The sequence below is a fragment of the Clostridium sp. genome, from assembly GCF_036646415.1.
Lineage (GTDB): Bacteria > Bacillota > Clostridia > Clostridiales > Clostridiaceae > Clostridium_J.
The window spans coordinates 1-23187 of sequence record NZ_JAVXMF010000033.1; the positions used below are offsets into that span (position 1 = coordinate 1).

Here is a 23187-nt window from a genome sequence, read left to right on the forward strand (position 1 = left end):
ATCTATCGGAATTAACTGGTTTTACCTTTTTCTCTGTTTAATTTTCAAAGACCATGTTTATTTGTTTCATCAACATTTCTGCTGACTACTTTTTAAATTTTATCATCATCATTTCAGAATGTCAACATTTTTTTGAAACTTTTTTAAAACTTTTTCTCGTCTTAATTTATCTCTTAAACTGTCTCGTTTACTTACTTTGAAGTTCGCATCACTTAGCGACGAGATTTATAATAACACATATATAAACACTGTTTGTACACATATTTTTAATTTAACTAAATTAAACCTATATTACTCTATATTTCTTTCTTTTTTAATTAATTTCATATAATGATACACTAGGCAATGTATCTGCCTAATCTTCAGCTTTTTTCTTTCTACAGCTACATTATCAGCACTTAAATTTTATTTAACTATCATTATTATGGTCAAAACCCTGTTTAATTCCCTCCTCGCCGCACTAATATTATTCATATTTTTAATACACAAGCCTATTCACTAGGCTTTTGCTAATACTTTCCAGTCTTAATTTTATCAAAATAATAAATGCAACCCTACAACTATTTTAAACACCTTACTTACGTCCACACCCAAAATAGAAGGATCTACCCTAAATAGTAAGTCTTCTATAGTTAACTCATCCTCAGTTACTTTAATACCGGTACTATGTATAACCTTTACTAAACTTTCATCATATTCTAATAATAAGATTATTTTCATTTATTTATCACTCTAAAATTTTTAGCTTTAAGGATTTTAAATAATTTAATGATGGGAAAATACATTTAACACACCACTACCTTTAACTATTCAATAATTTATAAAACAAAAGACTGGATTTAGTTCCTTAAATCCAATCCTTATAATAGTTCTACACTCGTTTTTATAATATATATAAACTAAACCACATAAACACTTCTATTTTAAAGCATTAACTATTTCTTTAAATCTATTTCCCCTTACAGAGAAGTTTTCAAACATGTCAAAACTTGTGCAAGCAGGAGCTAAAGTTACTATATCCCCAACTGCAGATACCTCTACAGCCTTATCTATAGCTTCCTCTAATGAGTTAACTATATAAATATCCACTTCAATACCCTTCTCATTTTTTAATGACTCAAAAGCTTCCTTTATCTCGAACTTAGCTTCTCCAAGTAAAATTATAGACTTAATATATGGATAACCTTCATAAGCCAATGAGTCAAAAGGAACTTTCTTATCACGTCCACCAGCAATTAATACCACAGGTTTCTCAAATGATTTAAGGCTAGCTAATGTCCTAGTAGGACTTGAAGCTATAGAATTATTATAATATTCTACACCTTTATAACTTCTAACAAACTCATTTCTATGTTCTACATCTTTAAATGTAGTTGCTATCTTCTTCATCGTCGCAACATCAACATCATCTACTGTAACCGCGAATGCAGCTAGTAGATTTTCTATATTATACATCCCTTTCAGTACTACTTCACTTTTGTCACACACTTTTTGACCTTTAGCAAAAAGCTCTCCATCTTTAAAATAAGCTCCTGATTCTACAACAGTCTTCGTACTGAATGTATATAATCTTCCCTTCTCTTCTCCTACGATTCCTTTTGTAACATCATTGTCTTCATTTAATACTAATAAGTCATTTGCTTGTTGATATTTAAATATATTCTTCTTTGCATCTATATACTCATCTAAATCCTTATGCATATCAAGATGATTTGGAGATAGATTAGTTACAAGCGCAACATCCGTAGATGTATCTATGGTCATTAGCTGAAAACTTGATAATTCAAGTACTACCTTATCAGTTGCTGCTATTTCTTCTATCCTTGTAAATAGTGGAGTTCCTATATTTCCACCTACCCAAGTTTTAAATCCCGCTTCATTTAAGATACTATATACTAAAGATGTTGTAGTAGTCTTTCCATCACTTCCTGTTATACCATATATCTTGGCAGGACAATATCTTATAAACTCTTCCATCTCAGAAGTTATATAAGATCCTTCTTCTTTTGCCATTGTTAACTCTTTACCATCAATTCTCATGGATGGTGTTTTAAAAATAACCTCAAACCCATGTAGCTTTGACAGATAGTTTTCTCCTAACTCAAATTTAACTCCCTGTGGTTCATATTTCCCAACAATCTCTTTAAGTTGGTCATAATCCTTTTTATCAAAAGCAGTTACCTTAGCACCTAAGTTTAAAAGGAATTCTATTAGCGGTATATTACTTACCCCTATCCCCACTACAGCTACTTTCTTATTTTTAATAAACACTTTAAACTCATTAAAATCTCTTTTCATTTATATTCCTCCAGTATTGCTACCCTTTAGCTTACTTAATTATTTATATTACTAATTATACCACTAGATTAAGTTTTTAAAAACTCTAACTACTATAGCTATTAACTTATAAAACTCCAAATTTCTCACTTTTATCGCTTTTTTTCTCTTTAGTTAGTGGTTTTCATTTTAAAGTTCAATTTAATTCATTTTTTTATTAAAAAACTATTGATATGTATAATTGTCTATGCTATAATCTATTTGTGCCGTAAGTAAAGATGTTAAAACTTTTCCCCAAAGGTTTAGCATTGCACATAACATATCCCCATGATTAAACCCTATTTTTTACCGGATGCAAATCCGGTTATTTTTTTACCCTCATTTAAGTAATAATCTAAATTTCATATTTTATAATTCCAACTTACTCACTTAAACAAAGGAAACTCTAGTTTCCACTATCAATAAATACTTCTTAAAATTTTTGCCATAATAAACATTTTAAAACACTTATGAATCAACTGCCATAATATTATTATCTTATTTATTCTCACTAGAATTAATCATATTATATAGATGTTTTAATTATAAATGGATTTTAATATAACTTTATATATTGTTATACCTTAAAAACCATTCTAATATTATAATTTTATTTACCTCTATTACTTAATAAGAATATAAATTATATTAAAACTTATATATACAATCTAAAACACATTCCTAGCTTATATGTACTTTATTTGTTTATTCAAAAACATTAAAATAAAAAGATATGAATCTAGGATTCCTAACCTAAATTCATATCTTCTGTGCTAATTTTATATTTTCTCTAATATAGCCTACCCAACATATACCGTTTTGAAATAAAGAACGCTAATGCTTATGGGTTAAATATATTTCCATCCTAATTCTTTTAATTAAAATTCCATTTTCTCTTCTATATAACATACTAATTCACTTATTGGCATTCTTACTTGTTGCATAGTATCTCTATCTCTTACTGTAACAGCATTATCTTCTAAAGTATCGAAGTCTATTGTTATACAGAATGGAGTTCCAATTTCATCTTCTCTTCTATATCGTTTTCCAATACTTCCAGCTTCATCATAGTCCACATTGAACTTCTTAGCTAAAATTCCATAAACGTCGAGAGCCTTTTCACTTAACTTCTTGCTAAGTGGAAGTACTGCGGCTTTGAATGGTGCTAATGCCGGATGAAGGTGCATAACATTTCTTACATCTCCGCCTTCAAGCTCCTCTTCATCATAAGCCTCACATAAGAATGCTAAAGCAACTCTATCAGCTCCTAATGATGGCTCTATGCAATAAGGAACATATTTTTCATTATTAGTTGGGTCTAAATATGATAAATCTTGACCTGAGTGCTCCATATGTCTCTTTAAGTCATAATCCGTTCTATCAGCTATTCCCCAAAGCTCACCCCATCCAAACGGGAACAAGAATTCTATATCACAAGTAGCATTACTGTAGAAAGATAATTCCTCTTGCTCATGATCCCTAAATCTTAAGTTTGTTTCCTTCATACCTAAGTTAAACAAGAAGTTTTTACAATACTCCTTCCAATATCCAAACCATTCTAAATCCGTTCCTGGCTTACAGAAGAATTCAAGTTCCATTTGTTCGAACTCTCTTGTTCTAAATGTAAAGTTACCTGGAGTAATCTCATTTCTAAAAGATTTACCTATTTGAGCTATTCCAAATGGCACTTTTTTTCTAGAAGTTCTTTGTGCATTTTTAAAGTTTACAAATATACCTTGAGCAGTCTCAGGTCTTAGATATATTTCATTCTTATTATCATCAGTTATACCTTGGGAAGTTTTAAACATAAGGTTAAACTTTCTTATGTCTGTGTAATTTATTTTTCCACATTTAGGACAAACTACATTGTTCTTTTCTATATATTCTTTATATTCTTCATTAGTCCACCCATCAGCTATTGCCACCTCTACACCTTCAGCAGTCATATGATCTTCTACTAGTTTATCAGCTCTAAATCTAGCTTTACACTCTTTACAATCCATAAGTGGATCAGAAAATCCTCCCACGTGACCAGTAGCAACCCAAACCTCAGGATTCATTAATATTGCACAATCTAATCCTATGTTATAAGGACTTTCTTGAACGAATTTTTTCCACCATGCTTTTTTAACATTATTTTTAAATTCTACACCTAATGGGCCATAATCCCAAGAGTTTGCAAGACCTCCATAAATTTCAGATCCCGAAAATATAAATCCTCTATTTTTACATAGAGCAACCATTTTATCCATAGTTAATTCATTTCCCATATTTATTACCTCCATTAAACTTTATTTTTTTCTTAAGATAGACAAAGCTCTTATCTTTAAGTGGAGTTTTTAACCCCATCCAAAGGTTAGGAGTCGTTATCACCAAAGGCTATACATCCAATAGATAGCTACCGTTATCTTCCACCTTTATAGAAGATGGGAGTATTCTGATAGATAGCCATAGGACAAATTAATAATTTAAAATATAAAAAAGCTCTAACCAACTAAGGGACGAAATAAATTCCGCGGTTCCACCCTTATTAGCTAAAGCTCATCTTTAAAATTCCACTAACTCAAAAGTTCCATTCATAATATTAATTTAATGATTTTCACCATCCATCATCTCTCTTAAAAATCTTTATTATTACTCTTCTTTATCATCGTTATTATTTAATTTTTATATCTTTCAAATCAATTATTAGTATTATTATCTATATATTAATTTATATACTAGCTTTTACTATAAATATAACACTTATATGTTTACATATAACTTTTCATTACTATTAATATAACAAAATAAGCAGACCTAAAAGTCCGCCCCACCATTCTACTATTTATAAAAAAATGGCTCCGCGAAGAGGATTCGAACCTCCAACCTATCGGTTAACAGCCGAGTGCTCCACCGTTGAGCTATCGCGGAATATCTTTACCATAATTTAATTATATCATCTTAGTTATAAAAATCAAGCACAAAAATCACTAAAAATAAAAAATAATCCATAGTTTTTTAAATTTTTCTATGGATTATCTTATATTATTACTCTGTTTTAAAATCTCTATGATATAGAGATTTTAAAACTCTTAATTATTTAGTATTTAAATCTACTATTGTAGTGGTTTCATTGTTGGGAATAGTATAACATCTCTAATTGATACAGCATTAGTTAAAAACATTACTATTCTATCAATACCAATTCCTAGTCCGCCTGTTGGTGGCATTCCCACTTCTAATGCACTCATAAATTCTTCGTCAATTAGATAAGCTTCATCATCTCCAAGCGCTCTTTCGTTTGCCTGTTGCTCAAATCTTTGTCTTTGAACTATCGGATCATTAAGTTCAGAGTATGCATTACATACTTCCCTACCATATACAAATCCTTCAAATCTTTCAGTAAATGCCTCATCCCCACGTTTCTTTTTAGTTAATGGTGATATTTCTACTGGATAATCACAAAGGAATGTTGGTTGGATTAGATGTTCTTCAGCAAACTCTTCAAATAACGCATTTAAAATATCTGCTTTAGTACAATCCTTTAATTCTTTTATAAATTCTAAATGTTTTTCTTTTGCAATAACTCTTGCTTCTTCATCAGTAGTAATTTGTGTAAAATCTACTCCTGCATATTCTTTTACAGCATCAACCATAGTAATTCTTCTCCATGGTGGTGTAAAATCTATTTCAGTTCCTTGGTAATCTACTTTCGTAGTACCATGAACTTTTTCACAAGCATAAGCGACTAAGTCTTCTGTTATTTTCATCATATCATTATAGTCTGCATAAGCTTCATATAGCTCTATCATTGTAAACTCTGGGTTATGTCTAACACTCATTCCTTCATTTCTGAAGTTTTTACCCATATCATATACCTTTTCAAGACCACCAACTATACATCTTTTTAAGTATAATTCTGTAGCTATTCTTAGGTACATATCAATATCTAATGTATTATGATGAGTCATGAATGGTCTTGCAGCAGCACCTCCAGCTATCGGTGATAAAATTGGAGTTTCTACTTCTAAATATCCTCTATTATCTAAGAATTCTCTTATTGCCTTTATAATTTGTATTCTATTTATAAACGTATCTCTTACATCCTTGTTCATTACAAGGTCTACTTCTCTTTGTCTATATTTCAAATCTGGATTTTTAAGACCATGCCACTTTTCAGGAAGTGGTTTTAAAGATTTAGAAATAAGAATTACACTTGTAGCCCTAATTGAAGTTTCTCCTGTTTTAGTTATGAAAGGAGTTCCTGTAACTTCTAAAAAGTCACCTATATCAAAGGTTTTTGCATCTTTGAATTGTTCTTCTCCTACTGCATCTAATCTTACGTATATTTGCATCTTTCCAGATCTATCATGGACATCACAGAATCCTGCTTTTCCTTGAATTCTTTTTGACATAAGTCTTCCTGCAATTGTAACTGATTTTTCAACAAGCTCTTCGTATTGATCTTTAACTTCTTGTGCGCTATGAGTTCTTTCAACTTTGTACACATCAAAAGGATCCTTTCCCGCCGCTTGAAGATCAGCAAGTTTTTGTCTTCTAATTGTTACTTGCTCATTATACTCAGCTTCTTGAGCCACTAAGTTTTCAGCATCTACTGCCACTTCTTGTAAATTATCATTGTTTACTTCTGTAGACATATACTCATCCTCCTACTATCTTCCAATTTCTAGAATTTCATACTTATTAATTCCATCGGGAGTTGATACTTCTACAATATCACCACTCTTTTTACCCATAAGTGCATTACCTACAGGTGATTCATCTGATATCTTATTGTTATAAGGATCTACTTCTGCAGAACCAACAATATAGAATTCTATCTCTTCATCAAATTCATAATCTTTAACTTTAACTATTGTACCAATACTAACTGTATCCTTAGGTATTTCATTCTCATCAACAACTGATGCATTTCTTAACATATTTTCAAGTTGAATAATTCTTCCTTCAACAAATGCTTGCTCATTTTTAGCTTCGTCATATTCTGAGTTCTCACTTAAGTCCCCATATCCTAATGCAACTTTTATCTTTTCTGTTATTTCTTTTCTCTTAACAGTTTTTAAGTATTCTAACTCATCCTCAAGTTTTTTTATTCCTTCGTAAGTCATTACGTATTTTTTAGATTCGCTCATATATTTCTCCCCTTTTAATTATAATAAACTATCTTATATCAGTATAAATGTTTATGTATGTTATTACTCTTTATAATCTTTGATTAATTATAAATCAGCTGTAACACCTTGTCAATAAAGGCATATTTATATTTAAAATACTAATTCTAATAGTTATCTCTATAGTTTTTTAATATGTTGTGCATGTCAGTATAAGTTGTTACTGAATTAATACTATCTTTAATAACTGTACAATTATTTAAGCCCTTTATATACCATGCTATATGCTTTCTCATTTCTCTTACCGCTTTATTTTCTTCAAAAAACTTAACAGCTCTATCTAAGTGTAACATACACATTTCAATTTTATCTATATAATTTGGCTTTATAATTTTTTCACCAGACATTCCTTGATTTATTTCACTAAATATCCAAGGATTTCCCATTGCACCTCTAGCAATCATTACACCGTCACAATTGGTAACCCTCTTCATATTTATAGCATCTTCAGCCTCAAATATGTCTCCATTTCCTAAAATCGGGATAGAAACCGATTCTTTTACCTGTCTTATTATATCCCAATCAGCTTTACCTTCATACATTTGTTCCTTAGTTCTTCCATGAATAGTTATAGCATCTACTCCGGCGTCCTCCATATACTTTGCAAACTCTACTGCATTTATATTATTAGAATCAAACCCTTTTCTAAATTTAACCGTTACTGGTTTAGATGATACCTTTTTCATTTCCCTGATAATTTCACTGGCTAGCTTAGGATCTTTCATAAGTGCAGATCCTTCTCCATTTTTAACTATCTTGGGAACAGGACACCCCATATTTACATCAATAATACATACATCTTCCATAATATCTATAACTTCACATGCATGCACCATTATCTTTGGATCACTTCCAAAAATCTGAAGTGCCACAGGCTTCTCTTCATTACTTATTCTCATAAGTGCTTCTGTATTCTTACTGTTGTAATATAATCCCTTAGCACTAACCATCTCAGTATATACAAGTTCGCAACCCATATCTTTGCATATACCTCTATAAGCTATGTCTGTAACACCTGCCATCGGTGCAAGAAAAACAGGGTTCTCAAAATTCAAGTTTGCGATTTTCATTTTATCACCTATTCTCTATTTTTCTCATATATGATTCTTAATCCCTCTAAAGTTAAGAATGGTTCAACTTTATCTATGGTTTTAGAATCTTTAGCTATTAGATTTGCAAGTCCACCAGTGGCTACAACCATTGGTTCTCCCTCTCCAGCAGCCTTCATTTCTTCTTTTATCTTTTCTACAATAAAATCAACCTGTCCTATATATCCATACACAATTCCAGCTTGCATACTAGCCACAGTGTTCTTACATATAACTGTTTCAGGTCTTACAAGCTCAACTCTTGGCAATTTTGCTGCCTTTTGGAATAATGCTTCAGATGATATCTTTATACCTGGACATATTGTTCCACCGATATAATCGCCATTGCTTCCAACTGCACAGAATGTTGTTGCTGTTCCAAAATCTATAATTACTAAAGAAGTTTTATACATTTCATATGCAGACACTGCATTTACAATTCTATCTGCTCCCACTTCTTTAGGATTGTCATATTTTATATTTATGCCAGTTTTTACTCCCGGTCCCACTATCAATGGATTCTTTTTAAAAAGTTTTCGTACCATATGCTCTAGTGAGTACATTATATTAGGAACTACTGAAGAGATAATTACTCCAGATATATCATTAATATCTATTTTATCATAGTTAAATAGCTGAGATACCTCAATCATATACTCATCCGATGTTTTTTTATAATCTGTAGATAATCTCCACTCAACCATTAACTTCTTATCCTTATAAATTCCAATTACTATATTGGTATTTCCTACATCTAATACAAATATCATAGTTACGTCACCCCTATATAATTAAAAGCAGCTTTTAAGCTGCTTTAAAAAAATGTTCCTAATTATTATAACACATATTAACAATTTAACTATATTAACTTAATAAAAATATATTAAGTTAATATTTTTTCTATGTTTTAACTTATCATCTTTTATGTAATGTAATTTAAAAAATTACTTTATCACGTATTATCCTAGATTATTGGTATTAATTATCTCCATTTCATCTTTAAAAATCTCATATAATTCTTTTTTTACTGTGCCCTCTCCAGCTTTATTAATTATAGATAAGTAGTCCTTCTTTAAGCTATGTTCTTTTTTTCTTAAGGAATTTCCCCTAATCTTATTTTCTTTATGAAACATTTTACCCTACCTCCCTATAATATTTTTTAATGCCTTAATATGATTATTATGTCTTACAATTGAATCTTGCGCCATGATGTTTACTTCTTGAATAGGTACATTCACCAAATAATTTTCGTAACTTCTTATAATCTCATTTTCCTTCTCTATTAGAGAATTAATTATCAATGCATTTTTCATAATAACCGCCTCCTTTTTTCTATTATTATCAAATAAAAAAAGGTATATACCTCTTTTTCAAAAGTACATACCTTTTTTAAAATTTATTTACATTTTAATTGTATTTCATGACTAAACTATAGCTTTGAATAAAGTTAATAGGATTCCTGCTGCAACAGCACTACCTATAACTCCTGATACGTTAGGTCCCATAGCATTCATAAGTAGGAAATTTGTAGGATCTTCTTTTTGTCCAACAACTTGAGAAACCCTGGCCGCCATTGGTACCGCAGAAACTCCTGCAGATCCAATAAGGGGATTTATCTTACCTTTAGTAATTTTACACATAAGCTTTCCTACAAGTACTCCTCCAGCAGTTGCTACTGCAAAAGAAGCCATACCAATTACTACTATTCCAAATGTCTTTACATTTATAAATGCTTCTGCTGTTGCAGTAGCTCCAACTGAAAGTCCAAGGAAAATAGTAACCACATTTATAAGACCATTTTGTGCTGCATCAGAAAGTCTACCTACTACACCAGACTCTTTAAATAGGTTACCAAGCATTAGCATTCCTATAAGTGGAAGAAGTGCCGGTAAGAATAATGTAACTATTATAGTAACTACTATAGGAAAAATCACTTTTTCTATTTTTTTAACTTGTCTTAATTGTCCCATTTTAATTCTGCGTTCTTCTTTAGTTGTAAGAGCTTTCATTATTGGTGGTTGTATAAGTGGCACAAGTGCCATGTAAGAATATGCCGCCACTGCTATTGGTCCAAGTAAATGTGGCGCTAATTGGTTTGTTAAAAATATTGCTGTAGGACCATCTGCTCCTCCAATAATTCCGATAGATGCTGCTTCTTGAGGAGTAAATCCACAAAGAATAGCTACTGTAAATGCAAAAAATATACCAAATTGTGCTCCCGCTCCCATAAGTACACTTGATGGATTTGCCAGTAATGGGCCAAAGTCTGTCATTGCACCTACACCTAAGAATATTAGTGGTGGAAATATTTCCCACTTAACTCCTCTAGATAAATACCATAACAATCCACCTCCATGACCATCTACAGGCGCAGCCATAATATTACCTAATGGTATATTTGCCATTAACATACCAAATGCTATAGGTAATAATAGAAGTGGTTCAAATTTCTGAACTATAGCTAGATATATAAAAACTAAAGATAAGCCTATCATGAATACTTGGCCACCTGTTATTGCTGCAAAACCAGAGGCAGCAAACAAGTCTTTAATTACTTCAAATACGTTCATTTATGTTCTCCCCCTAATAAAATTACGCTATAACAGCTAATACGTCCCCAGTGTTAACTGAAGCTCCTTGAGCTACATTGATTTCAACTACTGTTCCATCTACTGGTGACATAATTTCGTTTTCCATTTTCATAGCTTCAAGCACAAATAAAACATCACCCTGTTTAACTGTTGATCCCTTAGTTGCAACAACTTTAACAATTGTTCCTGGCATTGGCGATTCAGCTTTTGATCCTGATGCATTTGACACTGCTGGTGCTGCTGGTGCTGCTGGTGCTGGTGTTGGTGCTGTTACTGGTGCAGATGTTTGTGCCATTGCTACTGGTGCCACCACTGGTGTTACTGGTATTGCTTCAAATTCACCCTTTACTTCTTCTACCTCAACTTGATATAAATTCCCATTAACTGTAACATTATATTTTTTCATGTAAAACATCCTCCTCACGATAACCTCTATCTATTTATAGAAGCATTTCTCCAACTTGAATTATTATTGTTAACTCTTTTTATACTCTTAATATTTAGTTCTCCTGCTGACTTTCCAGTATGAGTAGATAGCGCCGCCATTATAGCTGCCACTAATTCACAGTCTGCATTTAAATCTGCAACTCCTGGAACTTGAATAACATCATTTAGTAAAGTATCTCTATCTTTATCTACCGATTTAGCAGTTCTTTTTTTTTTAATGCCTACCCAATTAATTATAGCGCTTTGAAATTTAATTATAAGCATAAGGACTCCTAACATTCCAAATACTATTATCATTGATGTAGCAGATGTACCTAATGCAAAAACTAGCTTTTCCATCATAGTTCCTTCCATCTTCAAACTCCTCCTAAATTAGTGTACTACCATGTGATTTAGGATATTTTACTTCCCTCTTGCTTTGTAACATGTCTAAGGTAGCAAATATTCTTTGTTTGCTTTCACTTGGTTTTATTATATCATCTATCATTCCATTATTTGCTACAGTGTATGGGCTTGTTACTTCCTCATAATACTTAGCTACTACTTCTTTTTCACTTTGTCTATAATCACTAGAGTTAAATATTTCATCTCTATATAACCCTTTTATATAGTTTTCAGGCGTTGTTAAACACACTTTTGCAGTTGGCCACGCCATCGTAACATCAAAAGCAGATTCTTTTGAAACTAGTACTTCATATGCAAGTCCATAAGCTTCTCCTATAACTAAAGATACTTTTGGAACCGTTGTATCAATTAGTGAATACATAAGTTTTCCTATACTCTTGGCAAGTCCATTATTTTCTTCTTCAACACTTATTACTGCACCCTTAGTATCAACTAAAGTTAATATAGATATGTTGAAACTATCACATAATCTTACAAAGCTTGCTGCTTTAGTTGCTCCATCATTGTCTATTTCTTTACTTCCTGAATTTAATATAATACCCACAGTTAATCCATTCATTTTTACAAATGCTGTTTTAAAGTTGTTAGCAAAATCTTTGTATATTTCTATGATACTATTCTCATCAGCTATTGTATTTAAAACTTCATCTAGTGAAACGTTATCGTTTTCAACCATATTATCAAGATTTTCTTTTGATATGTTTAAATCGTAATCTTCTCCGCTTACCAAAGGTAACTCCAAGTTGTTTGATGGCATATAAGAAATTACTTTTCTTACAACTTCAAAAGCTTCTTCTTCTGTAGATGCATTTATATGTGAATTTCCATTTTTATTCGAACTGGTTCCATTACTTAACATATCTTTATCTATGTATTTCTCTTCTTTTGCTATAAGCTTACCTATTGAAGATACACTTACATCACTGACTTCATCTACTGCTATCGTTATATCACTCATTGTTGCAAGTAATGCTGTTATCCCATTACTTGGTCCACATATAACAGAAATTCTTGGAATAACTCCACTTAATTTACCATATTTATTCAATACTAATCCATAAGCTCCGAGAAGTTCTATTCCTTCGTTTAGCTTTCCTCCAATAGAATCAATAACTTGAACTACAGGTGCACCAATCTTAGCAGCACTTTCAAGGATATTTATTATTTTTCTTGACATAACCTTTGTGAATGCTCCACCCTCTACAGTATAATCATAGCTATATACAAATACTAATTTTCCATTCACAGTTCCATGACCAGTAATTACTCCTGCACCATTTTTTGAAATCATAGCGCCCACTTCTACAAAAGTTCCCTCATCTAATAATGCAAGAACTCTTTCTTTGGCTGTAAGTTTATTCAAATTATGTTGCATTGTTATCTTTTCATTTCCACCGCACAGATGTGTTGTATCTTTAATTGAATCAAATGCTTCAAGTTTATTCATTTTACTGCCTCCCGATCTATTAACTTTTAATTAACTTAATAATAACACATCACACACCACTTGTATATATATGTGCAAGTTTTAATTCATTTTTCTGTGAATTTCTAATAATATATCTTTTAAAGATATCACCCTTAATTATAGTATTGTTTTAAATTCAAATTATATAACTATCAAACTCATATAATATTCTCCATAAAAAAATAGACTTACATAAGTAAGTCTATTCATCTTTAAAATCAATTTTTTATTAAAATAACCCTTCTATTGTACCATCTTCGTGTATATTTATTTTATTTGCAGCTGGCACCTTTGGAAGTCCTGGCATTGTCATTATTGCCCCTGTTAAGACAACAATAAATCCAGCTCCATTTGATAATTTAACTTCTTTAACTGATATGTTAAATCCTGTCGGTCTTCCTAAAAGTGATGGATTATCTGAAAGGGAATTTTGTGTCTTTGCAATACATATAGGCACTTTATGAAGTCCTAACTTTTCTATTTCAGCAATTTGTTTCTTGGCCCCTGGTGCAAAATCCACGCCATCTGCTCCATATATTTCTTTAGCAATAATTTTCACCTTTTCTGCAATAGTTAATTTTTCATCATATAGTACAGTAAAGTTGCTTGGCTTTTCTTCAATAGTTTTAATAACTTTATTAGCTAAATCTTTTCCACCTTCAGCACCCTTTTCCCAAACTTCAGTTAAGGATACTTCTACACCTTTAGCTCTACAGAACTCTTCTATGAATTTAACCTCTTCATTACTATCAGAAACAAACTTATTTATAGCAACAACTACAGGTACATTATATTTCTGCAGATTCTCTATTTGCTTCTCTAAATTAACTACTCCTTTTGATAACGCTTCCACATTTTCAATATTTAACTCATCTTTCTTTACGCCACCATGATGCTTAAGTGCACGAATAGTTGCAACTATAACAACACAGCTAGGCTTTAATTCCCCATATCTACATTTAATATCGAAGAATTTTTCTGCTCCTAAATCTGCACCAAACCCTGCTTCAGTAATTGTGTACTCTCCTAATTTAAGAGCCATCTTAGTTGCAAGGATACTATTGCACCCATGTGCTATATTGGCAAAAGGTCCTCCATGAATTATAGCTGGTGTGTTATCTAAAGTTTGAACTAAGTTAGGTTTTATAGCATCCTTCATAAGCATGGCCATTGCACCTTGAACTTGTAAGTCTTTACAGTATACTGGATTGCCATCTAAATTATAAGCTACTAAAATTTTACCAAATCTCTCTTTTAGATCCATTAAATCTTTTGATAAACATAGTATTGCCATAATCTCAGATGCTACTGTAATTGTAAATCCATCTTCTCTTAGAAATCCGTTTGGCTTTCCACCCATTCCTACTACTATGTTTCTTAGAGCTCTATCATTCATATCTAAAACTCTTTTAAATATTATTTTTCTTGAATCTATCCTTAATTCATTTCCTTGATGTATATGATTATCTATAGCTGCTGAAAGTAAATTATTTGTTGTTGTGATTGCATGCATATCACCAGTAAAGTGAAGATTTATATCTTCCATTGGTAGAACCTGTGAATATCCCCCGCCAGCTGCTCCACCTTTCACTCCAAATACTGGACCTAAAGAAGGTTCTCTTAGTGCTATAATAGCATTCTTCCCTAAGCTGCAAAGAGCTTGACCAAGTCCTATTGTTACCGTTGATTTTCCTTCCCCTGCTGGTGTTGGATTTATAGCTGTAACTAATATAAGCTTACCGTCTTCCTTACCCTTATTTCTAGCAAGTACGTCTAATGATAATTTAGCCTTATATTTTCCATAAAGGTCCAAGTCATCCTCTGTTAAACCGATAGTCTTACCAACTTCTAATATTGGTAACATTTTTGCCCTTTGAGCGATTTCAATATCACTTTTCATAAATTTCCCTCCTAATTATATAAGTCATTTCATCTTTGTTCTTCTTGAAAATCCTATAGTAAATTATCTTATGCCACTCTATAATTATTAAAGATTATATCTACTACCCCTGTTTTTATATTAATTATAGCATATGTATTTTTATAAAAAAAGCTTAGAAACGACTGTATATGTATTTTACACTCCCTTTACATTTTCATGAATTTTAGCCTTATCGTGTAGCACATTTGCTATAATCTAATTATATTTTTGTAAAAAAAGTCGTCCAATGATAATTAACATTATACATTGAACGACTTTTTCTTATATAAACTCTTATATTTCTTTGTTTGAATCACTCTCTACAGAATGTTCATCTTCTATCATTTCATCAACTGAAACTTTCTCACTGTGTATGGATTCAACATTCCAATCACTAAACTTTTCTTCTGCCTCTATTTTAGGTTCTTCTATAGTAGTTTCTAAAGTAGTTTTAAGTTCCATGTCAGCTTTTTCTCTTTCGGCATCAAACTCTTCTAAAGATTTCCCTTCCATTATTGCATTAAACTCTTCAGCTACAAGTTTTTCTCTCTCAATTAAAGCATTTGCAACATCATGAAGTTTATCTATATTTTCTTTTAATATTGTTTCAGTTCTTTCATAGGCTTCATCTATTAGACCTTTAATTTCCCTATCTATTTTAGATGCAACTTCTTCTGAAAAATCTCTTGATCTTCCAAAATCCCTACCCATGAATACTTCACCATCATCTTTTCCAAATGATATTGGTCCTATGGTATCACTCATTCCAAATTCCATAACCATTTTCTTAGCTATAGAAGTTGTTCTATCAATATCATTTTTAGCTCCTGTACTTATATCTCCAAGAATTAGAGCTTCTGCAACTCTTCCTCCAAGAAGACCTACCATATCATCCCTAAGCTTAGACTTAGATGTATATGCAGTATCTTCATTTGGTAGGTGAAGGGTATATCCACCTGCCATACCTCTTGGTATAATACTTATTTCATGTACAGCATAAGAATTAGGAAGATATTTAGATACCACCGCATGACCCGCTTCATGATATGCAGTTAATCTCTTATCCTTATCACTAATTACTCTAGATTTTTTCTCCGGTCCTGCCATTACTCTGGTAATAGATTCTTCAAGTTCTATCATAGTAATAACTTTTCTTTTAGCTCTAACAGTTAAAAGTGCTGCTTCATTCATTAGATTTTCAAGATCTGCACCCGTAAATCCTGGTGTTCTCTTTGCAAGTATCCCTAACTCAACATCTTCATTTAATGGTTTATTTTTGGAGTGAACCTTTAATATTTCTTCTCTACCTTTAATATCAGGTACGCCTACTACTATTTGTCTGTCAAATCTACCCGGTCTTAAAAGTGCTGGGTCTAGGATATCTGGTCTATTTGTAGCTGCAACCATGATTATTCCTTCATTAACACCGAATCCATCCATCTCAACAAGAAGTTGATTCAATGTCTGTTCTCTTTCATCATGTCCACCACCCATGCCAGCTCCTCTTTGTCTACCTACAGCATCGATTTCATCTATAAATATTATACAAGGTGAGTTTTTCTTTGCTTGCTCAAATAAATCTCTAACTCTTGATGCTCCAACTCCAACGAACATCTCAACGAAGTCTGAACCTGAGATACTAAAGAATGGTACTTCAGCCTCTCCTGCCACTGCTTTTGCCAGAAGTGTTTTACCTGTTCCTGGAGGACCAACAAGTAGTATGCCTTTTGGAATTCTTGCTCCGACTTCCATGTATCTTTTAGGATTCTTAAGGAAGTCTACAATTTCTTCAAGTTCTTGCTTTTCTTCATCCGCTCCTGCAACATTCTTAAAAGTAATTTTCTTGTCTCCTTCTAGAGGTACTGCCATCTTAGCCTTACTTTTACCGAAGCTCATTACTCCACGACCACCGCCGCCACCGCTTCCGCTAGACTGATTCATAAACATCACCCAGAATAGGACTAACATTCCTACTACTAATAATGTAGGCAAGAATCTCATCCACATCGGAACTGTTGCTGGTGGATCGTAACCCTCAACCATATTTGGATTTGGATTTTCTTTAAGTATTTGTAAGTATCTATTTTCAAGAATATTTACAGTAAATTCAGTATCATCATTCAACTTACCTTTAACCGATGTACCATCTGAAGATACCTGCACCGCTTTTATGTTTTGTTCTTTCATATGTTGTTCAAACTCTGTTACATTTATTTCCTTAAGTGTTCCCGTGCTATCAAATAGCGAAAGTGCAGAGAATATAACTAAAATTAACACTAAAAACCAAATTGTTGCACTAGAAAATTTTTTCATTTGAAGCCCCCCTCTCTATATGGTTCAATATCACTAAAATTCTATCATATGAGTTTTTCCATTACAACATTAATAATATTAATTATTAATGAATTAAGAATTGCTTAATTTCAGAATCTTTCATATACAATAATGATTACCATCCTTATAGTATAAGATTTTATTATTTTATATATACACTCTCTTTTAATATTCCTATATAAGGAAGATTTCTATAGATTTCTGCATAATCAAGACCATATCCAACTAAGAAGTAATCTGGAACATCAAAGCCAAGGTACTTAACTTCTAACTGTTCTTTTCTTCTCTCTGGTTTATTAAGCAAACATGCTATTTCAAGACTTCTTGGATTTCTAGCACCTAAATACTTCATAAGATATTTAAGTGTAACACCACTATCAATAATATCCTCTACTATTAAGATGTCTTTATTCTTTATTTCAAAATCTAAGTCCTTTATGATTTTTACTATTCCTGATGATTCTGTAGCATCTCCATAACTAGATACAGCCATAAAATCCATTTTACATGGAATAGTTATATTTTTCATTAAATCCGACATAAACATTACGGATCCTTTAAGGATTCCAAGAAGAATTAACTCTCTACCTTCATATTCCTTCGATATCTTAGCACCTAACTCCTTAATTTTTTCGTTTAAAACTTCCTCAGTCAATAAAACTTCTTTAATATCCTTATTCATGTTTTTCCTGCCTTTCTACGCTTACTTCTATAATATTATTTACTCCATCATGAACTTTAAATTTCTCACTTATCTTGTATCCTATTATCCATGAAATATCCTCATCAAAACAAATTAAAGGCACAAGATTTCTTTGTTCTCTAGGAACTTTAAGATCCATAAATACATCCTTTAACTTTTTACTTCCTTTCATTCCAAGTGGAGAAAACCTATCACCATTCTGTCTAAATCTTAAAGTCATGTTCTTAACATTATCATAGTTAAAATATTTTATGTTTTCCCTACCTTTAAAATTCATTTTTTTATAATTAGTAACAAGTTTTATACATACATTAATCCCAAGACTTTCAATATAGTTTTTTCCCATAACAAGATTTATATTAATATCACTATTTTCATTACTTATTTGTGATTCTTTTGTTATCTCAATGTCACCATATACATTGGTAATTAATATACCCTTTGGTACCACTGTAAATTTTCCTGTAGATAAACCTTGTAGATGTATTACGTTTTCAATATGTATACTTTGAATATTGTTTATATCTCCTTGAAAGGTCAATAAAGCTTTTCTTATTATTCTACTTACTAATGATGGATGAAGAAAAAATGCGTCTTTATATATTATAACCTTTTCTTCTGTTATATCACAATATTTTTCAAAAACTTTGATTACATTTTCTTGAATATATTCTTCATCGCGTTTTATTAATTCACACATTCTATTTAATGTTGTAATTATATCTGAATTAAAGTTGTTTTGCATATATGGTATCAGTTCTAATCTAATCTTATTTCTTGAGTATATTGGTTCAAAATTAGTCTTATCTATTCTTGCAGGTAGATTATTAACTTCACAATATTCTTCTATTTCTTTTCTCTCTACATTTATAATAGGCCTTATATAAATTCCATCTCTTATAGCTTTAATTCCTATTAAACCTTCTATTCCAGTTCCTCTCATCATTCTCATAAGAACAGTCTCTGCTTGATCATTAAGATTATGTGCTAGAGCAACTTTATTCGCATTAACCTTTGTTAAAACCTCTGAAAAAAATGCATATCTAGCATCTCTACCAGCCATTTCAGTAGAAATATTATTTTCCTTAGCCATAGTGTTTATATCTACAGATGTACTAAAGAATTCAATACCATATTCCTCACAAAACCTCCTGCAAGTCACCTCATCCTCATCTGAATCAGCATTTCTTAGCATATGATTAACATGAGCTGCATAAATATTTATATCATACTTGTCTCTTAAGGTATATAGTACATGTAAAAGACTTATGGAATCTGGACCTCCAGATAAAGCAACGATTATTCCATCACCCTTATTTATCATACGATTATCTTCAATAGTTTTTATTACCTTATCTCTCATATTAACATCCCTTTTTACCCCAATTTTTATCTTTCATAAAAACACTTCCTAAAAGTATAGTATTAAGACATAATATCATAAATATAACAAATTTAAAATAAATATAAAAAAAATGAAGAAATGTTTTATACATCCCCTCATTTTATTTTTTAAATATAAACTTATTATTCAATATAGTTATATCTTTTACACATAGTTTGAATTTAACCTTACACACAAAGTTCAATTATAATCATTAATTTAAACATAGTTTACTTATTACATTTTAAGCTGTATGAATTCTAGATACCATAACAGTCATATCATCATTAACTTTGTTTCTTCCAAAACTCTTTGCTTGATTAATAATACCCTTAGATAACTCCTCAGGACTTTGATTATCATTTCTACATATATAATCTAATATCCAATCAACCTTGCCACTGCACTCTTCATCACAATCAATTACTCCATCAGTTATCATAACAATCAAATCTCCATTTTTTACTCTCTTTGTGTGAACTTCTATATCGGCTTCATCTAATACTCCAATTGGTAGGCTTTTTGACTTGATAATATCCACAGTATTACCACTTTTTACAAAACTAGCTACCGCACCCACTTTCATAAAGTCCATCTCTCCACTATATAAGTCAATGGCACTTAAATCAACAGTGGAAAATTTTTCTTCTTCAGAGAACTTTAGACTCATAATTGAATTTACAGTATTAATGGCTGTTGTTCTACTAAATCCAGCACCTGTGAATTTCTCAATGAGTTCAACCACAGCCTTACTTTCTCTTCCCGCTTGTGGTCCCGATCCCATACCATCACTTAATACCATCATATAACTACCGTCATTTCCCTCCCCAAATGTAAAGTTATCTCCAAATATAGTTTGTCCATCTTTACAGGCTCTGGATACACTTGTTGTAACACCAAATTTAGGTACTTCCTCAAAAGTCGCAGTACACTTTTTAGTAACTGGATTTATCTTACACCCATCTTCTTTTAGTCTCATTTTATAATCCACACATTCATTTATTAATGGAGTCATCTTCTTTACACATAAATTTCTTCCATTACAAGAGTTACAAGCAACGTGTACATTTAATCTTTCATTTTTATCCTTTATAGCAAATACATCGTCAACCTCTATATCATATTTTTCTAAAATTCTTAAAATCTTCTTTTCTGATTCCTTATCTTCATTAAAATCCGCAGAAAATTCCTCCATAATTTCATCTACAGACCTTGCCATGTTATTAAACTGATTAGCTATGAGCTCTCTTCCTTCTGAAAGTCTACTTCTCCACATTTCACTTATTATAAATTTATTTATTATATCCTCGGTATTTCTTATTAAAGAAGCCTTTTTTATGCATTTTCTCTCTAATACCTGTGGAAATACATTAGTTTTATTCTGTGCACTTTCTAGAAGTTCACCAAAAGCTTTATAAGTACTCATCATCTCTCTATTCCAACATATTCCACACGTATCACAATTATCACATACCCTATTAGCTAAATTCTCTATAAGTCCACTGCTCTTACTATTCATATCTAACTTATCATTATCCGCTAAATTGTTTAATGTAGATGCCATGTTTACTAACACTTCTGAAAATTTATCTAGCCTATCTGTAAATATCCCCTTCACCTTATTTACATAACCCTCTTCATATCTCTTACTCTTCTTCTCAACATCAACCTCACTTGACACAACTTCATATAATTCAGTAGGTATAATTATAAATAATGCTATGGCTAGAAGCCCCTCAGCTAATATAAATTGTGAAGTTGCCTCTGGCATGTAAGTGGTTATATAAATCTTCATGATGCAGAAAACAATAAATGATGAAACCGCGGAAACTAGTTTACCTCCCTCTCTAAATATCCCTGCAATCAATGCACATGATCCTAAAACTGTTGCATATACAAATATATTTTCATTAGACATTGCAACAATTATACCCATAGCTATACCTGAGGTTGCTCCTATACTTGTCCCACAAACAAACCCTATAATTGTTACTGCCGATATACTAAGTACACTTAGAATTGATATATTAAAGATTTGAATGTTCCATGTACCAGCTATTATCAGTGCAACAAGTATACTCATAGATACTACTTCCTCATTAGAAAATAGATGTTTAGTTCTTATCTTTTTAAAACTATTAACACTGTATTCTAATATTAGATATATAGGTATTATTCCAACACCCTCTAAAGCAGTATTACCAAGAGCTAACATAAAGGAATATTCTCTTATTAACATAATATAAGAAAAAACCATAATTAAGGTTGTCGATACCATAATTATTCTCTCTAACTTTTTATTAACAAAGTTACTTAAAATTAAATAAATAATTACAAGTGTAGGTACTATGGTAATATACATTACTGCATTTTCTAACACTCCTATAGTTGATATATATCCTATCACAGAACCCAGTCCAACAACTAGCGATAACCTATTATCTCCAAGAAACAATATAGTTAGCAAGAATGCTATTCCAAAGGGTGCTGATTTATTTATCATTATTACTCTACTAATTAGAATGGCAATACAGAAAAACATAACGCTCTTTGCTATCGTCTTTGCTTTGTCACCTTCCTTATTCTTGCTAGTAATCATGTTACTTTTTACTCTTTCATAAGTCCTAATACTTTCTCCATATTGCATAATAACTTCACCCACCTATATTTTATAAACTTATTATAACAAGCCCTTATGGAAATAAATGTAATTTATTAGCATTAACTCTTTAAAAATAATGTTACATTTATCTCCATTTTATTTTCTTTACCCTTGTTAAATTTTCATAAAAACAGTTGTTTTGAAGTTATATTCAAAATTTGTTAGTCATGTGTATATTTTTATTCTAATCTTAATAATATTTTTCTGTCGCCAATCCTCTATAAAAAAGGTTTTATGGAGAAAATTCTTTTCATATTATTATTTTCTTTGCATATATTGTTATTTATAATTAATTTCTATTAATTTATATTTCAATAATTCTTCACTTAACTTAAGTATATATATGTATTATATATTTATTGAATATAAGCTTTCCTAAACTCACAATAAAAATTTTTACAAAAAATAAAAGAGTGGATTAAACAATATTGTGTTTAATCCACTTTTTGTGGTTGCGGGAGCAGGACTTGAACCTACGACCTTCGGGTTATGAGCCCGACGAGCTGCCAACTGCTCCATCCCGCGACATTTGGTGCTGAAGACCGGAATCGAACCGGTACGGTGTTTAACCACCGCAGGATTTTAAGTCCTGTGCGTCTGCCAGTTCCGCCACTCCAGCATATTAATTGGCAATTTCATTTTTAAGAATATGGTAGCGGAAATAGGACTTGAACCTACGACCCTTCGGGTATGA

The 23187-nt window shown here is 31.4% G+C and carries 18 protein-coding genes, 3 tRNA genes and 1 other annotated feature; all 21 genes read right to left on the reverse strand.

Annotated features, from left to right (window positions below; translation table 11 throughout):
• Positions 1-534 precede the first annotated feature (534 nt).
• The 21 genes from RSD37_RS15055 to RSD37_RS15155 all read right to left on the reverse strand — a co-directional run bounded on the left by RSD37_RS15055 (position 535) and on the right by RSD37_RS15155 (position 23112).
• Entirely contained in the window at positions 535-720 is a 186-nt protein-coding gene (locus RSD37_RS15055; protein WP_346947565.1) for a hypothetical protein, read from the reverse strand.
• Between the two features lie 198 nt (positions 721-918).
• Positions 919-2298 (reverse strand): UDP-N-acetylmuramoyl-L-alanine--D-glutamate ligase, encoded by a 1380-nt coding sequence (murD, locus tag RSD37_RS15060; RefSeq protein WP_346947566.1) that lies wholly within the window; start codon positions 2296-2298, stop codon positions 919-921.
• A gap of 896 nt (positions 2299-3194) precedes the next feature.
• A complete protein-coding gene (locus tag RSD37_RS15065; RefSeq protein ID WP_346947567.1) occupies positions 3195-4586 on the reverse strand; it encodes a glycine--tRNA ligase in 1392 nt (463 codons plus the stop codon).
• A gap of 224 nt (positions 4587-4810) precedes the next feature.
• Positions 4811-4976, reverse strand: a binding site (T-box leader).
• A 178-nt stretch (positions 4977-5154) separates the two neighbouring features.
• Positions 5155-5229, reverse strand: a tRNA-Asn gene (locus RSD37_RS15070).
• Between the two features lie 185 nt (positions 5230-5414).
• Positions 5415-6956: a lysine--tRNA ligase gene (gene lysS / locus RSD37_RS15075; protein ID WP_346947568.1), complete on the reverse strand. Its 1542-nt coding sequence runs from the start codon at positions 6954-6956 to the stop codon at positions 5415-5417.
• A 15-nt stretch (positions 6957-6971) separates the two neighbouring features.
• Positions 6972-7451, reverse strand: a complete 480-nt coding sequence (gene greA / locus RSD37_RS15080) for a transcription elongation factor GreA (protein ID WP_346947569.1) — start codon at positions 7449-7451, stop codon at positions 6972-6974.
• Positions 7452-7597: 146 nt separating this feature from the next.
• A complete protein-coding gene (dusB, locus tag RSD37_RS15085) occupies positions 7598-8560 on the reverse strand; it encodes a tRNA dihydrouridine synthase DusB (protein ID WP_346947570.1) in 963 nt (320 codons plus the stop codon).
• 8 nt (positions 8561-8568) lie between these two features.
• Positions 8569-9348 (reverse strand): type III pantothenate kinase, encoded by a 780-nt coding sequence (locus RSD37_RS15090; protein ID WP_346947571.1) that lies wholly within the window; start codon positions 9346-9348, stop codon positions 8569-8571.
• Between the two features lie 189 nt (positions 9349-9537).
• A complete protein-coding gene (locus RSD37_RS15095) occupies positions 9538-9711 on the reverse strand; it encodes a hypothetical protein (protein ID WP_346947572.1) in 174 nt (57 codons plus the stop codon).
• 6 nt (positions 9712-9717) lie between these two features.
• Complete coding sequence (locus tag RSD37_RS15100; protein WP_346947573.1) at positions 9718-9891, reverse strand: hypothetical protein; 174 nt, start codon at positions 9889-9891, stop codon at positions 9718-9720.
• A gap of 111 nt (positions 9892-10002) precedes the next feature.
• Entirely contained in the window at positions 10003-11148 is a 1146-nt protein-coding gene (locus RSD37_RS15105; RefSeq protein ID WP_346947574.1) for a sodium ion-translocating decarboxylase subunit beta, read from the reverse strand.
• A 22-nt stretch (positions 11149-11170) separates the two neighbouring features.
• Positions 11171-11575, reverse strand: coding sequence for a biotin/lipoyl-containing protein (locus tag RSD37_RS15110; RefSeq protein ID WP_346947575.1), 405 nt, complete (start codon positions 11573-11575; stop codon positions 11171-11173).
• A gap of 26 nt (positions 11576-11601) precedes the next feature.
• Positions 11602-11970: an OadG family protein gene (locus tag RSD37_RS15115; protein WP_346947576.1), complete on the reverse strand. Its 369-nt coding sequence runs from the start codon at positions 11968-11970 to the stop codon at positions 11602-11604.
• A 13-nt stretch (positions 11971-11983) separates the two neighbouring features.
• Entirely contained in the window at positions 11984-13468 is a 1485-nt protein-coding gene (locus RSD37_RS15120; RefSeq protein ID WP_346947577.1) for a carboxyl transferase domain-containing protein, read from the reverse strand.
• A gap of 250 nt (positions 13469-13718) precedes the next feature.
• Positions 13719-15389, reverse strand: coding sequence for a formate--tetrahydrofolate ligase (locus tag RSD37_RS15125; RefSeq protein ID WP_346947578.1), 1671 nt, complete (start codon positions 15387-15389; stop codon positions 13719-13721).
• 315 nt (positions 15390-15704) lie between these two features.
• A complete protein-coding gene (gene ftsH / locus RSD37_RS15130) occupies positions 15705-17723 on the reverse strand; it encodes an ATP-dependent zinc metalloprotease FtsH (protein WP_346947579.1) in 2019 nt (672 codons plus the stop codon).
• Between the two features lie 163 nt (positions 17724-17886).
• Positions 17887-18426, reverse strand: a complete 540-nt coding sequence (gene hpt, locus RSD37_RS15135; protein WP_346947580.1) for a hypoxanthine phosphoribosyltransferase — start codon at positions 18424-18426, stop codon at positions 17887-17889.
• On the reverse strand, positions 18419-19810 hold the full coding sequence (tilS, locus tag RSD37_RS15140; protein ID WP_346947581.1) for a tRNA lysidine(34) synthetase TilS: 1392 nt from the start codon (positions 19808-19810) through the stop codon (positions 18419-18421). The genes hpt and tilS overlap by 8 nt, the downstream gene beginning before the upstream one ends.
• A gap of 265 nt (positions 19811-20075) precedes the next feature.
• Positions 20076-22478, reverse strand: a complete 2403-nt coding sequence (gene spoIIE / locus RSD37_RS15145) for a stage II sporulation protein E (RefSeq protein WP_346947582.1) — start codon at positions 22476-22478, stop codon at positions 20076-20078.
• A 464-nt stretch (positions 22479-22942) separates the two neighbouring features.
• A tRNA-Met gene (locus RSD37_RS15150) sits at positions 22943-23018 on the reverse strand.
• 5 nt (positions 23019-23023) lie between these two features.
• Positions 23024-23112, reverse strand: a tRNA-Leu gene (locus RSD37_RS15155).
• Positions 23113-23187: the final 75 nt, after the last annotated feature.

Excerpts from the sequence above, each read along its gene's own strand:
- RSD37_RS15055 (WP_346947565.1), bottom strand. The coding sequence starts at position 720 with ATGAAAATAATCTTATTATTAGAATATGATGAAAGTTTAGTAAAGGTT.
- murD (WP_346947566.1), bottom strand. The coding sequence starts at position 2,298 with ATGAAAAGAGATTTTAATGAGTTTAAAGTGTTTATTAAAAATAAGAAA.
- RSD37_RS15065 (WP_346947567.1), bottom strand. The coding sequence starts at position 4,586 with ATGGGAAATGAATTAACTATGGATAAAATGGTTGCTCTATGTAAAAAT.
- lysS (WP_346947568.1), bottom strand. The coding sequence starts at position 6,956 with ATGTCTACAGAAGTAAACAATGATAATTTACAAGAAGTGGCAGTAGAT.
- greA (WP_346947569.1), bottom strand. The coding sequence starts at position 7,451 with ATGAGCGAATCTAAAAAATACGTAATGACTTACGAAGGAATAAAAAAA.
- dusB (WP_346947570.1), bottom strand. The coding sequence starts at position 8,560 with ATGAAAATCGCAAACTTGAATTTTGAGAACCCTGTTTTTCTTGCACCG.
- RSD37_RS15090 (WP_346947571.1), bottom strand. The coding sequence starts at position 9,348 with ATGATATTTGTATTAGATGTAGGAAATACCAATATAGTAATTGGAATT.
- RSD37_RS15095 (WP_346947572.1), bottom strand. The coding sequence starts at position 9,711 with ATGTTTCATAAAGAAAATAAGATTAGGGGAAATTCCTTAAGAAAAAAA.
- RSD37_RS15100 (WP_346947573.1), bottom strand. The coding sequence starts at position 9,891 with ATGAAAAATGCATTGATAATTAATTCTCTAATAGAGAAGGAAAATGAG.
- RSD37_RS15105 (WP_346947574.1), bottom strand. The coding sequence starts at position 11,148 with ATGAACGTATTTGAAGTAATTAAAGACTTGTTTGCTGCCTCTGGTTTT.
- RSD37_RS15110 (WP_346947575.1), bottom strand. The coding sequence starts at position 11,575 with ATGAAAAAATATAATGTTACAGTTAATGGGAATTTATATCAAGTTGAG.
- RSD37_RS15115 (WP_346947576.1), bottom strand. The coding sequence starts at position 11,970 with ATGGAAGGAACTATGATGGAAAAGCTAGTTTTTGCATTAGGTACATCT.
- RSD37_RS15120 (WP_346947577.1), bottom strand. The coding sequence starts at position 13,468 with ATGAATAAACTTGAAGCATTTGATTCAATTAAAGATACAACACATCTG.
- RSD37_RS15125 (WP_346947578.1), bottom strand. The coding sequence starts at position 15,389 with ATGAAAAGTGATATTGAAATCGCTCAAAGGGCAAAAATGTTACCAATA.
- ftsH (WP_346947579.1), bottom strand. The coding sequence starts at position 17,723 with ATGAAAAAATTTTCTAGTGCAACAATTTGGTTTTTAGTGTTAATTTTA.
- hpt (WP_346947580.1), bottom strand. The coding sequence starts at position 18,426 with ATGAATAAGGATATTAAAGAAGTTTTATTGACTGAGGAAGTTTTAAAC.
- tilS (WP_346947581.1), bottom strand. The coding sequence starts at position 19,810 with ATGAGAGATAAGGTAATAAAAACTATTGAAGATAATCGTATGATAAAT.
- spoIIE (WP_346947582.1), bottom strand. The coding sequence starts at position 22,478 with ATGCAATATGGAGAAAGTATTAGGACTTATGAAAGAGTAAAAAGTAAC.